The organism is Burkholderia sp. DN3021 (genome assembly GCF_049805555.1).
Classification (GTDB): Bacteria; Pseudomonadota; Gammaproteobacteria; order Burkholderiales; family Burkholderiaceae; genus Burkholderia; species Burkholderia pyrrocinia_C.
The window spans coordinates 1-16,126 of the sequence record NZ_JBNCAB010000005.1; the positions used below are offsets into that span (position 1 = coordinate 1).

Sequence of the window (16,126 nt, forward strand, 5' to 3'; positions counted from 1 at the left end):
GCGCCGACGTGCGCGCGAGCAGCCACGCGCCGCGCCCGGTCGGCGCGGCGGACAGGCGCGCCGCATAACCGAGCGCCGCGAGCGTCGCGCGCACCTGGCGGCACAGCGACGGCAGGCCGCCGAACAGGCGCAGGCTCGGGCCGACGTCGACGATCAGCGAGGCTTCGTCGTCGAGCGCGACGCACGGCGAGAAGCGCAGCAACGCGAGCGCGACCGCGCGCTGCGCATCGGCCTCGCGCGCGGGATCGCGTTCGACGAGCTGCGTCTCGGGCGCGAGCGTCAGCACGCCGCCGCGCTTCATGCCCGCGCGCACGCCTTGCCGGCGCGCGGCCGCATCGGCGATCAGCACGACGCCCTGCTCGAGCACCGCGCAGCCGGCACCGCCGGCCGCTGCGTCAGACGGCTGCGGGGCGCACACGTCGAGCGGCAGGCGCGGCAGATGGATGCCGAGCAAGACGCGCATAACGACTCTCCACGATGGGCGACGGCAGGTCGAGCACGAGCGGCTCGCCGCGCGCGGGCCCGCGACGCTTGACGATATCGAGCGACACGCCGCCCGGCACGGGATACAGCGCGACGCGCAGCACGGCCGGCGACGGCTGCCGCGCGGCCGACAGCGGGCGCAGCATCACGAACAGCGTGTCGCCCGTGCGCGCGGCCGCGAGATGCAGGCGCCGCAGCGCATCGGGCCGCGCGTCCTGCCAGAGCAGCAGCGCGCCGCAACAGCCGGTCCTGAGCGCCTGCTCGGCGGCCCACAATGCATCCGTGCGGCTGCCGGCGCGCAGCCACAGCAGCGCGTCGGCCGGCACGCCGAGACTGGCGAGCGCGGTCGCATGCGGCGATTGCGGCGGCGCGACGAGCGCGAGCGGACGCCGGGTGCTGACGGTGCGTGCGAGCGCGGGCGCGAGCAGCCGCATCTCGCCGCAGCCCGGCTGCGCGGCCAGCAGTTCGACGAGCCCGCCGACCGGCCAGCCGCCGCCCGGCAGCTCGGCCGACAGCGGCGCGAAGCCGGTATCGATCGTGCGCGGGCCGCCGCGCGCAAGCTGCGAGCCGCGCCAGAGCGTTATTCCCCCCGAGCCGGAATGCATACTTGCGTCGAGCAACGTATCGATGGACCGAGCCCGTTCGTCAGCGGGCCGGATCTGGCTGGGATGGAGAAGAACGGTAGTCACGATCGATCGCTCACCAATACTGTATATATATACAGTATTCTAGCTGAAAATCTCCAAAGCGCGAGAGAGGCGACGATAGGAATTCAGGGCGATATCCAGAGCGTCCTGGCTCGCCGAGCGTGCGCGCTCGGGCAGATCTGACGTCAATAGTCAGCTCTAAGCCACGGGCGCGCCGATGAAGGTCGCACGGCGCTGCCGCCACGCCGATATCACTTGGCAGTCGTGCCGTCTACCCACGTATAGCCGAGATTCGTAATGCCGGTGATCAGGCTCTGGAAGTCCTGGTAGGCCGGCAATCCAAGATCGGGTTCAAGCCAGTACGGATGGAAGAAGAAGGACGCGAAACCGTCCCGCACCGCCAAACCATATTGAGCATTGGTCACGAGTTGCTGCCATGGATACGAGATACACGAGAACGGGTCGATATTGCAGATGTTGTATTGAACACTGCCCAGGTTCTCCGGGATGATCCGTACCCCATAGTAATCGGCGTTGATGATGTACGGGAAGAACTGCCCGGCCGAAAAGTCCTGGTTGGGCGCCCCCGTTCCGATTTGCGGCTTGGTCGCGGTGTAGTAGACGGCCCGCTGGAACGTCGTCGGGAACGTGAGGGCGGTGGCCGCCGCTGCCAACGGCGACACCTGGTACTGCGGCGCGGCCCAGCCGACGATCTTGTAGCCGTTGGCCGTGAACTCGAGTATGCCCTCGGCCATCCTGCCTTCCGCCCATTGAACGGAGTCCTCATCGACGGGACGGTTCTGGACCGCATACCAGAACTCATAGTCGCTGCCGCTGACCGCGGTGAGAAGATTCGGCGTCGAATTGTACTGGTGCGTAAGGCCGTGCACCACGATCGAACCGCCGCGCGCGACCGCGTAGTTCAGCGAACTCCTGAGGCCCGTTGCCTGAGCAAGATGTATCGTCTCCGGGACGCCGCCGGTGTAATAGCCGTTCGGATCCGTATACACGGGGATGGTGGCCATCGTGAACGGAATCCTCTTCAAGTACAGGTAGTCCGTGAGCCTTTTCATCGAACTCACCGTTGTATATGCGTCGAGATCCTCCAGACGTACGAGCGCACGGTGATTCACCGGTGCATTGGTCTGCAGGATGTCGTGCAGGATGTCGCATATCACCAGGTACCGATCCGTCGGGCCGATATAGGAAAACGGCATGTCCGCGAAATACCAGAACTTGCCCGAGCGCATGACGTATGGCGTGGTCGCGCCGGTCTTGCTGTTCTTGATGGTGACGAGTGCCTGCGCCTTGGTGGCATCGACGATCTGGGTCAGCCCGACATCCGGGTCCGCACTGATGGCGCCGGTTGACGCGTTATACGCGTAGTACTTGACCATCGGCAGATTCTTGTACGTGACCGTGTCGTAGAAGCCGGGGTTCGGATTGCTTGACGAAGGCGGCGCGTTCAACCCGGCAATGCCGAGAAAGCTGAACCCGAAGGTCTGGTTGAAGGTATAGGCCGTGTTCCATGCAAGCTGCCACAAGTTGTATTTGAACCAGACCACGGTCTTCGTGGTGGTCATCACGTCGCTCATGAACGCCGTCGGAATCGGGTTGTTGTAGTAATCGCCGATGTAGAACGTGACGTCATGGTTCGTGACCATTCCGGCCGTGTAGTTCTGTATCGGAACCAGATCGACCGTCGCGTTGAAATGGCCAAGCAGGTTCCTCAACATGATGCTGTACATCAGGCCAAGCTTCGAATACGGGTCGTTGGCCGGGTTATCGTATAGCACGAGCGTACGTGCCGTGGTGACCTGCGCGTGCGCCGTGCCCGGCAACGTCATTTGCGCGAGTCCGGCAAGCAGGGCTATGACAAGCAAGATCTTTTTCATGGCCGTTTCTCCCTAGTCGCGTTGCACGTTGCCACCGGCTTTCTTGACGGACTTCAAGTTGAACTTGGGGCGCCCCGTCTCCTTGTATGCCTTCTCCCATTCCTCGTCGGACATACCCGGCTTCACCTTGACCTGGGCGGAACCGTTGGGTAACGGAGGCGGCTTGATCTTTGCGGCAGACGAATTGCCCTTCTCCTGTGCATTCGTATCCTGAACAGCGGCGGCGAAGGCGAGCGCGGAGATTAATGTGACGAGTGATCCAACGGTGCTCAATCCGCTCCGCAAATATCGATTGCGATGAGAAATCATGATTTTCATCCTTTGATATGCAAAATAAATTCATCTCGTTAACGAAACGAGCACGGCTGGCGCCATTAATAATCAGGGTGTTATGTCGTTATTTTTTCATGCGCACTTGATGCCAGACAAAAATACAGGACGCGATTACTTTTCTTTCAAGCTAGAAACGTACCATCGGTCGCAAATGGGCACGGGATCAAGGCACCGAAATCGGCACGCCATGGCAATCCAAAATTGTTTATAAAAAACGTTTCAGGCGTGCAACGTATCCGCTTTCGAGGCTGTCATCTGACAAACAAGTGAAGCCTGTTCGGACGATTCAGGGAAAAACCAGTTCCATCAACGCTTTGCGCATGGTGACGCGGCAATCGACTCGTATGACTCGAACACGTCTTGGCGACCGGAGAGGCCGGTGATCGCCGGAATCGCGTGACGATTTCCCGACGGAGGCAGCCGCGGCGCGGCAACGGGTCCGCAAATCACGTTTCGTCAGATCAATCGATCATGCGTTTCAGCACTGAAACGTTTGGCTCGAATTCGGTGGGTCGATCTTGTGCGACGCCCCGCAGACGCCCGGACGGTCAAGGGCGGCGCGGCAATGGCGCGCGACTTGCTTTACGAACTGCGTATTGAAACGACTGAAACGACGGTGCGCAGGAAGCGCTGCGGGGAGCTGGATCGAGAGCGGATGCAAGCATTAATGGTGCAGGATCCATCCCGGCGGGAGACGGAAGTATGCGAGGCAAATACAACTTTCAAAAGTCACCCACTGAACACGTTTCATCTTTAAAGATATTACGTGATCGCATCGAGAAAACTCCAGGCTGACGGAGTCTTTTTCGAGCGATGGGATTTTTTGCGGCGCAAGCCGCGAAGTGGGAGTGACGGGGTCGACGAGGACGGACAGATATTCGTCTTTCGTTGGTGCAAGGGAGAAGAATTACATACAAGATAAAATCGCGGGGAAATGATGGATAACACAATATGGATTGCATATTTATATGCACTTAACATCATCGCCATTTTTACCGCGATCGTCATCCTGGTAAGCACACTGGATGACCTTACGCTCGACGCCTGCTATTGGTCATTCGAAATCGGGCGGTTTCTGCGTCACGAAAAAACACAGACTATCGATATCGGCATGCTGCGCGCCGAGGAAGAGCGGTATCTGGCGCTCATGGTGCCGGCATGGAAAGAGTATGACGTGATCGCCAAAATGATCGAAAACACATTGGCGACCATGGAATACGAGCGATATGTGATCTTCGTCGGAACCTATCACAACGACGCCGAAACCACGGCGGAGGTCGATCGGATGGTCCGCCGTTATCCGGGCAGGGTGACGCGCGCAACGGTCATGAACGATGGGCCGACCTGCAAGGCAGACTGCCTGAACTGGATCATCGAAGCGATCCTGCGCTACGAAGATACGCATCATATTCAATTCGCGGGCGTCGTGATGCACGACTGCGAAGATGTGATTCATCCGATCGAACTCAAATACCTCAGCCATGCAATTGCGGATAGCGACCTGGTCCAGCTCCCCGTTCTGTCATTGCCGCGGAAATGGAACGAGTTCGTGGCCGGATGCTATATGGACGACTTCAGCGAAACGCACCAGAAGGACGTACCGGCGCGAGCCCGTCTGACCGGCGTCGTCCCCGGCGCGGGTGTTGCGTCCTGCTACAGCAGGCGCGCCATCGAAGCGGCGATGAAGGAGAGCGGCGGCTGTCCGTTCAACACCAGTTCGCTGACCGAGGACTACGACTTCAGCTTTCGGTTGAGAGACCTGGGTATGAAGGAAACCTTTGCCCGCTTTCCGCTTTCGGATATCCCGCAGGATGCAGGGGCCAAGCGCGCAAAGGGCAGTGCCGCCAATCGAAACCTGCTGGCCACCCGCGAATATTTTCCAAAGACATTTCGCACCGCATATCGGCAGCGTGCGCGCTGGATCCTCGGCATCGCCTTTCAGGGGTGGGAGCAACTCGGCTGGAAGGGCGATTTCCTCACCCGCTACATGTTCTTCCACGACCGCAAGGGCATCGTCACCTCACTTTTTTCAGTGATTGCTTACGGTGTACTGATCAATTTCGTAGCGCTTTCCGCCCTTCAGAAATTCGGTCATGCCGTCCCCGTCAGCGCCCCCCTCGTCACGGCGAGCGAATGGATAGCCCCGCTGCTCTGGGTGAACACCGTCATGCTGTTTGCCCGCGCCGGGCAGCGCTACTACTTTGTCAGCAAGCTGAACGGTCCGGTCCAGGGGCTGCTCTCGATTCCGAGGATGTTCGTCAACAACCTGATCAATTTCTACGCGGTTTGCCGGGCGTGGCGCATCTATCTCGGCCACCTCGCAAGCGGCAAGCCGATCGCCTGGGACAAGACCAGTCATACCTACCTGTCGAACGAACAGCTCGGGAAAGTACGCCGCAAGGTTGGCGAAATCCTGGTCGGCTGGGGCGTGGTCTCACTGGAGCAATTGCAGGCAAGCCTGGAGAAACAGCTGACATGCGGCAAGCGGCTGGGCGAACTGTTGATCGAAGGTAGCGCGATCTCCACCGAATCGCTGGCGGATGCGATCGCGGAACAAGCGGAACTCCCGCGGGTCAGCCTGGGCAATGTGGCGGTCGGCCACTTCGCGGATTCGCTGGCATTCGAACTGCAGTACACGTATCGGGCTATCCCGTTTTCAACCGCAGACGACGGAACGTTGAACGTGGCGGTCGGGCGGCCGCTCACGCAAGACGAACAGGATATCGTGCGGCGCGGCGCCAAAGCGAACATAGCGTATTTCATTGCCTGCGATACGGAGATTGCAGCCGAACTCGCCCGACACTCGCGCTTCGTCGAACTCGCGCGAGCACGCGACGGCGACGATGCAGCGTGGCCGGTTGCTCCAATGCAAAAGCCGTCGGGAGAACAGGCATGAAACGCTCCAGACTCCCGATCGCTGCTGGCCTCAAGCGCTGCGCGCGATTGAGTGCATTGGCGATCGCCGTATCGTTGGCCTGGCAGGCCCCCGCACACGCCACGCAGCCGCTCGCTCCCAAGGCTTATCGGCTCGCCGATGGCGCATACAAGGCAATCAGTGCCGGCGACCTGCCCCGCGCGGAAGAGTATGCACAGCGCGCCCTCAAGATTCAGCCCGGAAGCGAACAGCTCGGGTTGCTGCTCCTCGATGTATTCAAACGTGAAGGAAAAATCGACGAAGCGGACGCCATGATGGAATCGTTGAGCGTTCGGTTTCCGAAAAGCGCCGCGGTACGGGCCGAGCATGGCTACCTGGCGCAGCGGCAACAGCGCTACGACGTGGCGTGCAGCGATTTCTCGGCCGCCGTCGCGACAGGTAAATGGAGCAAGGAGCAGCAGCGCAACCTGCGTCTCGCATGGTCGGACAGTGCGCTCGCGGCGCATCGTCCGCATGACGCCGGCATTGCACTGGCGCCGCTGGCAGATGAAAAATCGGCCGCGGTTCAGTTGCGTATCGCGCAGTTGAGCTTGATGTCGGGCGATCGCGAAAGCGCGATCCGCGTGGCGGATCTTGCCGCCCGCGACGCGACGACGGACGCCGAGCGGAAAATGGCCGCGTCGATCGTGACGCAGGCCCAGCAACCCGAGCAGGCGCCGCAGATACCGGTGGACGATACCGCGACACAGAAGTTGCAGCAGGCCTATGACCTGCTGCGCGAACACAAGGATCGCGAGGCGCTCGACGCATTCCAGGAGGGTTTCGACGGCGGAGCCGGCAACGCGATGAACTACGCGGACGCAGGTTATGCCGCCAAGCGTATCGGCTTGAACGAGCAGTCCGTCGAGCTGTTCGAGCACAGTCTCGACGCCGATGAAAACGAACACAAGTTCGATGCGCAGCACAAGTTCGGCTATCGGCGAGAAGTCGAGCAACTTCAGCGCACCTGGGGCTTCGTGCTGAGCGCGCCCTACCAGTCGGCCGCGTTCGGCCCGCAAGGCACCATCAGCGTGTTGCAGCCGGGTATCGAAGCGTACTGGCAGCCACCGAAGATCGGCTACCAGAACGGACGCATTCTCCAGTTCTTCGTGCGCGGATACGGCACGGCATACGACGGAAGCGGCAACGTGACCGGCATGCCGACCGTGCAGGGTTCGGTGGGGGTTCGCTACAAGCCGATACCCGACCAGAACGTGGTGATGACCGCCGAGCGGCTTTTCCACGTCGGCAGCCTGTCGATGACGGACTGGCTGATGCGCCTGGGCTATTCGTCGGAGGCGGGGACCGACCTGCGGGTCACCGAACCGAGCTGGCGTAGCTGGCAGGCCTATGTCGAAGGTGCGTACTTCATCAAGGCAGGCCGATACATCATCTATTCGGAGTTGCGTTACGGGCACACCTGGCGTTTGACGGCGCTCAGCGATCGGCTGACCGTCTATCCGCATGCCGCGGTGGCCGGCGATCACGACAACCGCCAGCCGGACAAGACGGCGATCGGTGCGGGGCCCGGCATCCAGTTCCGGTACTGGTTTCGCGAAGGCAGGTATAGCGCGCCGGCGAGCTATCTGGATGTCACGGTGCAATACAGGTTCCCGTTGACGTCAGCGGTACGCGCACGTGGTCTCGTGGTACGCGCAACATTGTGGTTTTAACCTGCGACGCTGACGCTTACGCGCGGATGGCGCGATCAGCTGGGAGACTTGAGCGTGATGATCGTTTGACGCAGCAACTGGAAGTAGGAGCTCGTCGAGTACGGGAGCATTTGTTCGACGTAGTTCCACCAGAAGAAACCACCGATGAAACGCGGGTCGTTCATGGTGTTGACCATCGGGTAATAGGTTTTGATCAGGTTCTGCTGTACCGACGCCGGCGCGGAGATATCCGACGTACCGATTTCGCCGAAGCCGACCTTCGCGTTCGGGAAAATGCTTTCCAGCGCCGCGAAATCGTTCTTCCACGACGGGCTCAGCCCCGGGCAATCCTGGTACGGGTAATAGCTGAACAGCGCATAGTCGGCCTGCTGGCGAACCGTCGAGGACAGGAACGTCGTCGGCCAGGTCTTCCAGTAATCCTGGGGTTTCTCCCAGCAGTTGGTACCCTTGCTGTCGTCGTTGTAGTACAGCGTGATCGCAGTCTTGCCGCCGTTCGATTTGACGATCGTGTTGGCCGCGGCGACCATCTGGCCGATCTGCTGTTCTTGCGAATTGACCACCGAGTTCGTACCGCTCGGGTCGTTGCGCAGCCATTCGCCGTTGATTTCGTTGGCGATCTCCCACACGTCGACGGTGTTCTTCAGTTGCGACACCAATTCCTGCGTTCTCGCTTGATACGTGGAGAGCGTCGTCGGGAAATAGTAAGAATCGTAGATCTCGCCCATCACATACGCGACCGAATGCAGGCGCAGCAGCGGTGCGTAGTAGTCCGAGGCCGGCGTACCCGGATCGAACACGACGCGCACGGTCGGCCGGTACGGCAGGTTCTGCAGCGACGCGATGATCGCATCGAGTTTCGTCAGGTCGTCGAGCGTGACGCCGTAGACCGGATTCTTCAGGGGTTCGACCTGAGCTTGGGCGGACTGGGAAAAAGGCAAGAGCCCAGCATAAGCAATGCACGCGGCAACGGCCGTGCGCGAGATGTTTTTCGTCAGTCTTTTCAAAACGTCCTTCCGTCCTAAAGTAAGAAGAAGCGCGATTTTAGACGAAAATAAAAGCCAATTATCGGATGATATCGACAGAAATGGCTCCGGAACATCGCAGGGCGATGCCTCGCGCAGGAGAAGTTGCGACGCGATGCCTTCGGGAGAAATGTCCAGCATCCCTAAACGAACACCCAGCAACATTGGTTCACAAGGCGGCCAAATAGTGAAACCCGTCACCAGCGGGATTCGGCTATGGATGCCTTGCGAACCCGTCGCCGCCCTGCTTCCGACGCTCGATCACGCAAACGTATGCGGTTGGTTTCAATCACCGTCAACGCCGCCATAGTCACCATCCGCAGCACCGGCGAACTCGAAGTGAGGGTGTTTACGGATGCGCTGACGCTCGGCAGGAACGGTCCCACCGCCGCGTTACTACCCGTTTCGGTCTTGAGCCGGCTGTACGCGATGTGGCTGGCCGTCCACGTTTGGACCGACCGGCAGGTTGGCAGCGCTCTTGAGCAGCGACGCCGGACCCGCGATTTACGGCGGGTATGGAAGCAACGATCACCGTAGGGTCGACCCAGGGTCGCCTGGTCGTGAAACGCACTCGCTGCGGCAGGTAATGAGTTGGGGTATGCGGCGCAACGCTCGCACCTACCGCGCGGCCGATGCTGACATAGAATGAAAAAATGCTCGGTTGAAGATGAGCTGATGGCAAAAAAAAGGAGTGCCAACATGAGACGCCTTTATTTCCTCGTACCCGATACGCAGATGGCGAAGGCGATCGTCGACGACTTGCTGCGCGCGCGCATCATCTGGCGCCATATCCACGTCCTCGCCAATCACAGTGTCACACTCGATCAGTTGCCCGAAGCATCTTTGCTGCAAAGCAGCGATGTCGTGCACGCGCTCGAGCGCGGCGTCGCACTCGGCGGCGCGACAGGCGCGCTTATCGGTCTCGTCGCGCTTGTGTTCCCCCCTGCGGAGCTCGTGATTGCGGGCGGCGCCGTCGTCGCGTTGACGTTGGCGGGAGCGGGCTTCGGGGCGTGGACGGCCGCTATGATCGGCATCGCCGAGCCGAACGCGCGACTCCAGCGATTTCGTGACGCCATACGGGACGGCCAGATTCTGATCATGGCCGACGTGCCGGCATTACGAGAGCAGGAAATCGAGGAGATGGTCGCCCAGCATTTTCCGAAGGCGGATCTGGAGGGCGGCGAGCCTACGACACCGATCTTTCCCTGAAAACTCGAAAACCGGCATACGCAACACCGAGGCCGGCTCTGCATCGAGCGTGCCGGCTTCACGCCAGTGTGAAATCGGCATACGTCCACGCGGGAGAATTGCCGGGGGGCTCCCCGGTACAGGGGCTATTCCGTGACGTCACATGCCTCTTTGCGTCGCATCCAATCAGACGCCCGCAATCGCGCGGCACCGCAATCCCCGTTCCCTATCCCGACACGCGCCGGCGCCCTCGCCAGCATTCATCGATGCGTATCGCCGAGCGCGCTATCGCATAACCGCAACCTCGGGCGGCATGCTGCCGCGCGCCAACTGCTTGCCTGCCGACACGACGATGCCGAACTTCGAGCGGAACGCCGTCGTGTCATCCATCGCGCAGGGTTTTTGTACCTTGCGTTGGCACCCATATCTGCCATTCTGAATCGAATAAGGACTTACTTTTGACGCGAGTGGCGCCTTCTGAACCTGAGTGCTGAAGCTGAACTGTCGGCAAGGAGGTCGTATGGAACTGAACATTCAATCGCACCATTGGCAACGGCGCAGGCCCGACTGGCTCGCCGCTGCCGTGGCCGGTCTTGCGGGCGGCGCCCTGGTGATCGTGCTCGAATTCTTCTGGTCGACCATGGTGATCGACGAAAGCCCGTGGCAACCGACCCACAAGATCGCGGCAATGGTGATGGGCCGCAGCGCGCTCGAACAGATGTCGGTCTTCAGCTTCGGCATCGTGGGGATGGCGCTGGTACTGCACTACGTGCTCGGCGCCATCATGGGGATGATGCTCGCCGCGATCATTGCGCCGTTCCGCTTCGATTCGAGCGTCGGCATGGAGGCCGTCATCGGGCTGGCCTTCGGGATCGTCGCGTATGTATGGAACTTCTATGTGATGACAGCCGTGTTCCCATGGTTCGTCTCGGAGCGGGGTTCCGGGCCCTTGTTGGCAAACCTGCTGTTCGGCGTGGTCACCGCCGTCGTCTACGGCACGCTCGAACGGCGCAAGCAGGACGCGATGCACTGACGCGCCGTTTTTTTCCGCCGTGCCCAAAACCGGCGCCCTCGCGGGACGGCCGCCTCGACAACCGATGCCGGAGGCGGCCATTTTGCATTGCATCGCAGCGAGCGGCTCCTCCATTCGCGCGATACGCCTATGGCGCGCGCTGCCCCGTTGCGCTGCCTTGCACGATGCAAAGGAGAGGACTACCTTTGCTTTAACGCCGCTTGCAACGCTTGGCGAATCGGACCTGGCAGAGTGCCGGCGAAAACAACAATACGAAGTACGGCAAGGCGGCACAACGACGCCAGGAGCGCTTGTCGGCGGCTCCGGCGAGTGACACGCAGCGAGGCGGCCCATGGCGCTTGCGATTGCCCTGATCCTGATCATCGTATTGGCGGTGGGGTTTCACTTTGCCAGTCCCTGGTGGATCACGCCGATCGCGTCGAACTGGGTGCGCATGGACGACATGCTGACGATCACGATCGTCATTACCGGCGCGCTCTTCATCGCGATCAACCTGTTCATCGTGATCGCACTGATGCGCTACCGCCACCGCAGCGGGCATCGCGCGGCCTACGAGCCGCACAACAGGCGGCTGGAATGGTGGCTGATCGGCCTGACCGCTGTCGGCGTGGCGGCGTTGCTGGCACCGGGGCTTTTCGTCTACGCGGACTACATCCGGCCGCCGCGCAACGTGCTGCAGATGGAGGTGCTCGGCCAGCAATGGCAATGGCGCTTCCGCTTCGCCGGCCCCGGCGGCAAGCTGGGCACGACGGACGTGCGCTACATCGGCAACGACAACCCCTTCGGCCTGAACCCCGGCGACCCCAACGGCCGTGACAACTACCTGATCGAGGCGCCCGAGGTACACCTGCCGCTCAACCGGCCGATCCAGGTCCTGGCACGGTCGCGCGACGTGCTGCACGACTTCTACGTCCCGCCGTTCCGTGCGCGCATGAACATGGTGCCCGGCATGGTGACCACCTTCTGGTTCACGCCGACCAAGGCGGGGCGCTACGACATCCTGTGCGCACAGCTTTGCGGTATCGGGCACTCCGGCATGCGCGGCGTGGTGGTGGTGGAAGACGAAGCATCGTTCTCGCGCTGGCTCGCGCAGCAGGCCACGTTCGCGCAGCGGCAGCAGGCCAGGGTGCAGGCAGCGGCAGCCGCTACCGGCGGCAGCGCCCAGGCGCTTGCCGACCAGGGCAAGACGCTCGCGGCGGCCAAGGGCTGCGTCGCCTGCCATACCGTGGACGGCAGTCCGCGCATGGGCCCCACCTGGAAAGGCCTGTACGGCAAGACCGAAACGATGGCCGACGGCAGCACCGCGAAGGTGGACGAAGCCTATCTGCGCGCCTTCATCCGCGACCCGAAGGCCCGCGTCGTGAAGGGCTTCTCGCCCGTCATGCCGACTTTCGACCTGAGCGAGCAGGAACTGACCGCGCTGGTGACCTACATCGAGTCGCTAGGCGGTCCGGCCGCCAGCAGCGCAACGAATCCCTAGCGAATTCCCAGCGGAGCACATGCAATGCCCTACGCGCACACCGACCACGCCCCGCAAAGCTTCTGGACCCGCTATGTCTGGAGCCAGGACCACAAGGTCATCGCCGTGCAATATGCGCTGACGGCCATCGCCATCGGCCTGGTCGGCATGGTGTTGTCGGACCTGATGCGGCTGCAGCTCGGCTTTCCGGGCAAGTTCAGCTTCATCGACGCCAACCATTACTACCAGTTCGTCACCATGCACGGGATGATCATGGTGATCTACCTGCTGACGGCGCTGTTTCTGGGCGGCTTCGGCAACTACCTGATCCCGCTGATGCTGGGCGCGCGCGACATGGTGTTCCCGTTTCTCAACATGCTGAGCTACTGGGTCTACCTGCTGGCCGTGCTGGTGCTGGTGGCGAGCTTCTTCGTGCCGGGCGGGCCGACCGGCGCGGGCTGGACGCTGTATCCGCCGCAGGCCATCCTGCCGGGCACGCCGGGCGTGGAATGGGGCATCGTGCTGATGCTCGTGTCGCTGGCGATCTTCATCGTCGCGGCAACGATGGGCGGCCTGAATTACGTCACCACCACGCTGCAGGCGCGCACCCGCGGCATGACGCTCATGCGCATGCCGCTCACGGTGTGGGGCATCTTCATCGCGACCATCATGGCGCTGCTGGCATTTCCGGCGCTGTTCGTGTCGGCAGTGATGATGCTGCTCGACAGGATACTCGGCACCAGCTTCTTCATACCGGCCGTGGTGTCGATGGGGCAGACGCTCAAGCATGCCGGCGGCAGCCCGCTGCTGTTCCAGCACCTGTTCTGGTTCTTCGGGCATCCGGAGGTCTACATCGTCGCGCTGCCGGCCTTCGGCATCGCGTCGGACCTCATCAGCACGCACGCGCGCAAGAGCATCTTCGGCTACAGGATGATGGTATGGGCCATCGTCGTCATCGGCGCGCTGAGCTTCGTGGTCTGGGCGCACCACATGTTCGTCGCCGGCATGAATCCGTACTTCGGCTTCTTCTTTGCCACGACCACGCTCATCATCGCCATCCCGACCGCGCTCAAGGTCTACAACTGGGTGCTGACGCTGTGGCGCGGCGATATCCACCTGACCGTGCCGATGCTGTTTGCCATCGGCTTCATCAGCACCTTCGTGCTGGGTGGGCTGACCGGGCTCTATCTCGGCAACGTGAGCGTGGACATTCCGCTGTCGAACACGTATTTCGTGGTGGCGCACTTCCATATGGTGATGGCCGTGTCGCCGATCCTGGTGGTGTTCGGCGGCATCTACCACTGGTATCCGAAGGTGACGGGCCGCATGCTGAACGATACGCTCGGGCGCGCGCACTTCTGGATCACCTTCGTCGGCACCTATGCGATCTACTTCCCGATGCACTATCTCGGCATCCTGGGCATGCCGCGGCGGTATTACGCGTACGAGGGCTACAGCTTCATTCCCCATTCGGCGCAGACGCTCAACACCTTCATCACCGTCGTTGCGCTGATCGTCGGGGTGGCGCAGTTGCTGTTCGTGTACAACCTCGCGTGGAGCCTCGTGCGCGGCAAGCGCGCCGACGGCAACCCGTGGCGAGCCACCACGCTCGAATGGCAGACGCCGCAAACGCCGCCCGTGCACGGCAACTGGGGCGCTGCGCTGCCCGTCGTCTACCGCTGGGCTTACGAATACAGCCCGCCGGGGCACAAGGAAGACTTCGTCCCGCAAAACCAGCCGCCTGCGACGGCGCCCGAGCCGGCAGCCCACCCGACGCTTCAACCCGGCGAGGCTCGCGAATGACCACACTGCCCCGCCCCTTCGTTCCCGACGCGCCGCCGGTCCTGCCGAATGCGAGCCGCATCGGCCTGATGGTCTTCATGGCGGTGGCGACGACCTTGTTTGCGCTGCTGCTGCTCGCTTACGGCATGCGCATGCGCGAGCCCGACTGGCAGCCGATCCCGCATCCGGCGCTGCTGTGGTGGAACACCGGCGCGCTGGTGCTGGCAAGCGTTGCCATGCAGCGTGCCCGGCAGCTGACCTTGCACCGCGTGGCGTGGCTCGCGTGCGGCGGCGTGCTGGCGGCCGTATTCGTGATCGGGCAACTGGTCGCCTGGCGCATGCTGTCGGAAGCCGGGCAGACCGTCACCGTCAATCCTTCCAATAGCTTCCTCTACCTGCTCACCGGCCTGCACGGATTGCATGTGCTGGGCGGGCTGGCGGCCTGGGCCGTGACGATCGCGCGTCTCCGGCGCACGGACCCGTTCCGGGCCCAGCGCGCCATCGCGCTGTGCGCCCTCTACTGGCATTTCCTGCTGGCGGTATGGCTCGTGCTGCTGGCGGCGATGTGGTGGCTCACCCCTGCGTTCGTCGCGGCCATCTGCGGGCCGCTGTATGGAGCCGCGCCATGACCGCACCCACGCTTCCCACCGAATCCGCCGACACCCCGCCCACCGACGCCGGGCCTGACGGCTGGCGCGGCATCGTCACGGACTGGTCGGCCGACCGCGAAGCCTTCAAGGTGCCGTGGGGCAAGGCGATGATGTGGATCTTCCTGCTGTCGGACACCTTCGTCTTCAGCAGCTTCCTGATCGGCTACATGTCGGTGCGCATGTCGACCACGGTGCCGTGGCCCGATCCCTCCAAGGTGTTCGGGCTCACGGTGGGCGGCGTGGACGTGCCGTTGCTGTTGATCGCCATCATGACGTTCACGCTGATCACCAGCAGCGGCACCATGGCGATGGCCGTCAACTTCGGCTACCGGCGCAACGCCAGGCGCGCCGCCGCCCTGTTGCTGGCCACCGCGCTGCTGGGCGCGACCTTCGTGTCGATGCAGGCCTTCGAATGGACCAAGCTGATCGTCCATGAAGGGATTCGCCCGTGGAGCAACCCGCTGGGCGCGGCGCAGTTTGGCGCGTGCTTCTTCATGATCACCGGGTTCCACGGCTTTCACGTGACCTGCGGCGTGATCTACCTGCTGTTGATCGCGCGCAAGATCCTGCAACCGGGGTTTACCGAGCACGGCAACTTCCAGATCGTCGAGATCGCCGGCTTGTACTGGCACTTCGTCGACCTGGTGTGGGTGTTCATCTTCGCGCTGTTCTATTTGTGGTGAGGCAGGCCATGGACCACACCGATCCCGCCGATCGACCCGACGCCGCGCACGGCCAGCAGCATCCGATCGGCCTTTACCTGAAAATCTGGGGCCTGCTGTTCGTGCTGAGCACGTTGTCGTACATGGTGGATTACTTCCACGTGCAGGGCCTGCTGCGCTGGGTGCTGATCGTCGTGCTCATGATCGCCAAGGCCGGGCTGATCGTATCGATTTTCATGCACATGATGTGGGAGCGGCTGGCGCTGGTGTACGCCATCCTGATCCCGCCCCTGTGCCTGCTGGTGCTGATGGTGCTGATGGCGGCCGAAGCGCATCACACTTTCGGCATGCGGGAACTCTTCTTCCACTGATCCCTTCGCCGCCC

At 62.1% G+C, this 16,126-nt stretch carries 14 protein-coding genes; 9 read left to right on the plus strand and 5 right to left on the minus strand.

What is annotated here, in order from left to right:
- The 4 genes from ACPUER_RS04305 to ACPUER_RS04320 all read right to left on the minus strand — a co-directional run.
- Positions 1-463 (minus strand): Y-family DNA polymerase (locus ACPUER_RS04305; protein ID WP_425130439.1); only part of this gene is annotated, 463 nt, incomplete at its 3' end.
- On the minus strand, positions 396-1,088 hold the full coding sequence (gene imuA / locus ACPUER_RS04310; RefSeq protein ID WP_425130440.1) for a translesion DNA synthesis-associated protein ImuA: 693 nt from the start codon (positions 1,086-1,088) through the stop codon (positions 396-398). The genes imuA and ACPUER_RS04305, both read right to left, overlap by 68 nt.
- A gap of 293 nt (positions 1,089-1,381) precedes the next feature.
- Positions 1,382-3,025: a DUF2334 domain-containing protein gene (locus ACPUER_RS04315; protein ID WP_425130441.1), complete on the minus strand. Its 1,644-nt coding sequence runs from the start codon at positions 3,023-3,025 to the stop codon at positions 1,382-1,384.
- A 12-nt stretch (positions 3,026-3,037) separates the two neighbouring features.
- Entirely contained in the window at positions 3,038-3,343 is a 306-nt protein-coding gene (locus ACPUER_RS04320; RefSeq protein WP_425130442.1) for a hypothetical protein, read from the minus strand.
- Positions 3,344-4,295: 952 nt separating this feature from the next.
- Between ACPUER_RS04320 and ACPUER_RS04325 the strand changes: the two genes are divergently transcribed.
- Together ACPUER_RS04325 and ACPUER_RS04330 are read left to right on the plus strand one after the other, a co-directional pair.
- Positions 4,296-6,254, plus strand: coding sequence for a glycosyl transferase family protein (locus ACPUER_RS04325; protein WP_425130536.1), 1,959 nt, complete (start codon positions 4,296-4,298; stop codon positions 6,252-6,254).
- The gene (locus ACPUER_RS04330) at positions 6,251-7,945 is read left to right on the plus strand and encodes an NfrA family protein (protein ID WP_425130443.1); all 1,695 of its coding nucleotides are present in this window, start codon (positions 6,251-6,253) and stop codon (positions 7,943-7,945) included. The genes ACPUER_RS04325 and ACPUER_RS04330 overlap by 4 nt, the downstream gene beginning before the upstream one ends.
- A gap of 35 nt (positions 7,946-7,980) precedes the next feature.
- Here the strand turns inward: ACPUER_RS04330 and ACPUER_RS04335 are convergent, their stop codons facing one another.
- The gene (locus ACPUER_RS04335) at positions 7,981-8,949 is read right to left on the minus strand and encodes a hypothetical protein (RefSeq protein WP_425130537.1); all 969 of its coding nucleotides are present in this window, start codon (positions 8,947-8,949) and stop codon (positions 7,981-7,983) included.
- Between the two features lie 717 nt (positions 8,950-9,666).
- On the opposite strand from ACPUER_RS04335, the gene ACPUER_RS04340 reads away from it, so the two are divergent.
- The 7 genes from ACPUER_RS04340 (at position 9,667) to ACPUER_RS04370 (ending at position 16,112) form a co-directional block, all read left to right on the plus strand.
- Positions 9,667-10,176, plus strand: coding sequence for a DUF1269 domain-containing protein (locus tag ACPUER_RS04340; RefSeq protein ID WP_175960810.1), 510 nt, complete (start codon positions 9,667-9,669; stop codon positions 10,174-10,176).
- A 499-nt stretch (positions 10,177-10,675) separates the two neighbouring features.
- Positions 10,676-11,188 (plus strand): hypothetical protein, encoded by a 513-nt coding sequence (locus ACPUER_RS04345; protein ID WP_175960812.1) that lies wholly within the window; start codon positions 10,676-10,678, stop codon positions 11,186-11,188.
- A 331-nt stretch (positions 11,189-11,519) separates the two neighbouring features.
- Positions 11,520-12,668: a c-type cytochrome gene (locus tag ACPUER_RS04350; RefSeq protein ID WP_425130444.1), complete on the plus strand. Its 1,149-nt coding sequence runs from the start codon at positions 11,520-11,522 to the stop codon at positions 12,666-12,668.
- 24 nt (positions 12,669-12,692) lie between these two features.
- A complete protein-coding gene (gene ctaD / locus ACPUER_RS04355) occupies positions 12,693-14,450 on the plus strand; it encodes a cytochrome c oxidase subunit I (RefSeq protein WP_175960816.1) in 1,758 nt (585 codons plus the stop codon).
- Positions 14,447-15,058 carry a cytochrome c oxidase subunit 3 gene (locus ACPUER_RS04360; RefSeq protein ID WP_425130445.1) on the plus strand — a complete coding sequence of 204 codons (612 nt, stop codon included), beginning with the start codon at positions 14,447-14,449 and terminating at the stop codon, positions 15,056-15,058. Before ctaD ends, ACPUER_RS04360 begins: the two co-directional genes overlap by 4 nt.
- Positions 15,055-15,762 carry a heme-copper oxidase subunit III family protein gene (locus tag ACPUER_RS04365; RefSeq protein ID WP_072438472.1) on the plus strand — a complete coding sequence of 236 codons (708 nt, stop codon included), beginning with the start codon at positions 15,055-15,057 and terminating at the stop codon, positions 15,760-15,762. Before ACPUER_RS04360 ends, ACPUER_RS04365 begins: the two co-directional genes overlap by 4 nt.
- An 8-nt stretch (positions 15,763-15,770) precedes the next feature.
- Positions 15,771-16,112: a cytochrome C oxidase subunit IV family protein gene (locus tag ACPUER_RS04370; RefSeq protein ID WP_034181991.1), complete on the plus strand. Its 342-nt coding sequence runs from the start codon at positions 15,771-15,773 to the stop codon at positions 16,110-16,112.
- Positions 16,113-16,126 lie beyond the last annotated feature (14 nt).

Bases quoted from the DNA above. Each gene is read 5' to 3' on its own strand.
- imuA (WP_425130440.1), bottom strand. From the start codon at position 1,088: ATGCATTCCGGCTCGGGGGGAATAACGCTCTGGCGCGGCTCGCAGCTT.
- ACPUER_RS04315 (WP_425130441.1), bottom strand. From the start codon at position 3,025: ATGAAAAAGATCTTGCTTGTCATAGCCCTGCTTGCCGGACTCGCGCAA.
- ACPUER_RS04320 (WP_425130442.1), bottom strand. From the start codon at position 3,343: ATGAAAATCATGATTTCTCATCGCAATCGATATTTGCGGAGCGGATTG.
- ACPUER_RS04325 (WP_425130536.1), top strand. From the start codon at position 4,296: ATGGATAACACAATATGGATTGCATATTTATATGCACTTAACATCATC.
- ACPUER_RS04330 (WP_425130443.1), top strand. From the start codon at position 6,251: ATGAAACGCTCCAGACTCCCGATCGCTGCTGGCCTCAAGCGCTGCGCG.
- ACPUER_RS04340 (WP_175960810.1), top strand. From the start codon at position 9,667: ATGAGACGCCTTTATTTCCTCGTACCCGATACGCAGATGGCGAAGGCG.
- ACPUER_RS04345 (WP_175960812.1), top strand. From the start codon at position 10,676: ATGGAACTGAACATTCAATCGCACCATTGGCAACGGCGCAGGCCCGAC.
- ACPUER_RS04350 (WP_425130444.1), top strand. From the start codon at position 11,520: ATGGCGCTTGCGATTGCCCTGATCCTGATCATCGTATTGGCGGTGGGG.
- ctaD (WP_175960816.1), top strand. From the start codon at position 12,693: ATGCCCTACGCGCACACCGACCACGCCCCGCAAAGCTTCTGGACCCGC.
- ACPUER_RS04360 (WP_425130445.1), top strand. From the start codon at position 14,447: ATGACCACACTGCCCCGCCCCTTCGTTCCCGACGCGCCGCCGGTCCTG.
- ACPUER_RS04365 (WP_072438472.1), top strand. From the start codon at position 15,055: ATGACCGCACCCACGCTTCCCACCGAATCCGCCGACACCCCGCCCACC.
- ACPUER_RS04370 (WP_034181991.1), top strand. From the start codon at position 15,771: ATGGACCACACCGATCCCGCCGATCGACCCGACGCCGCGCACGGCCAG.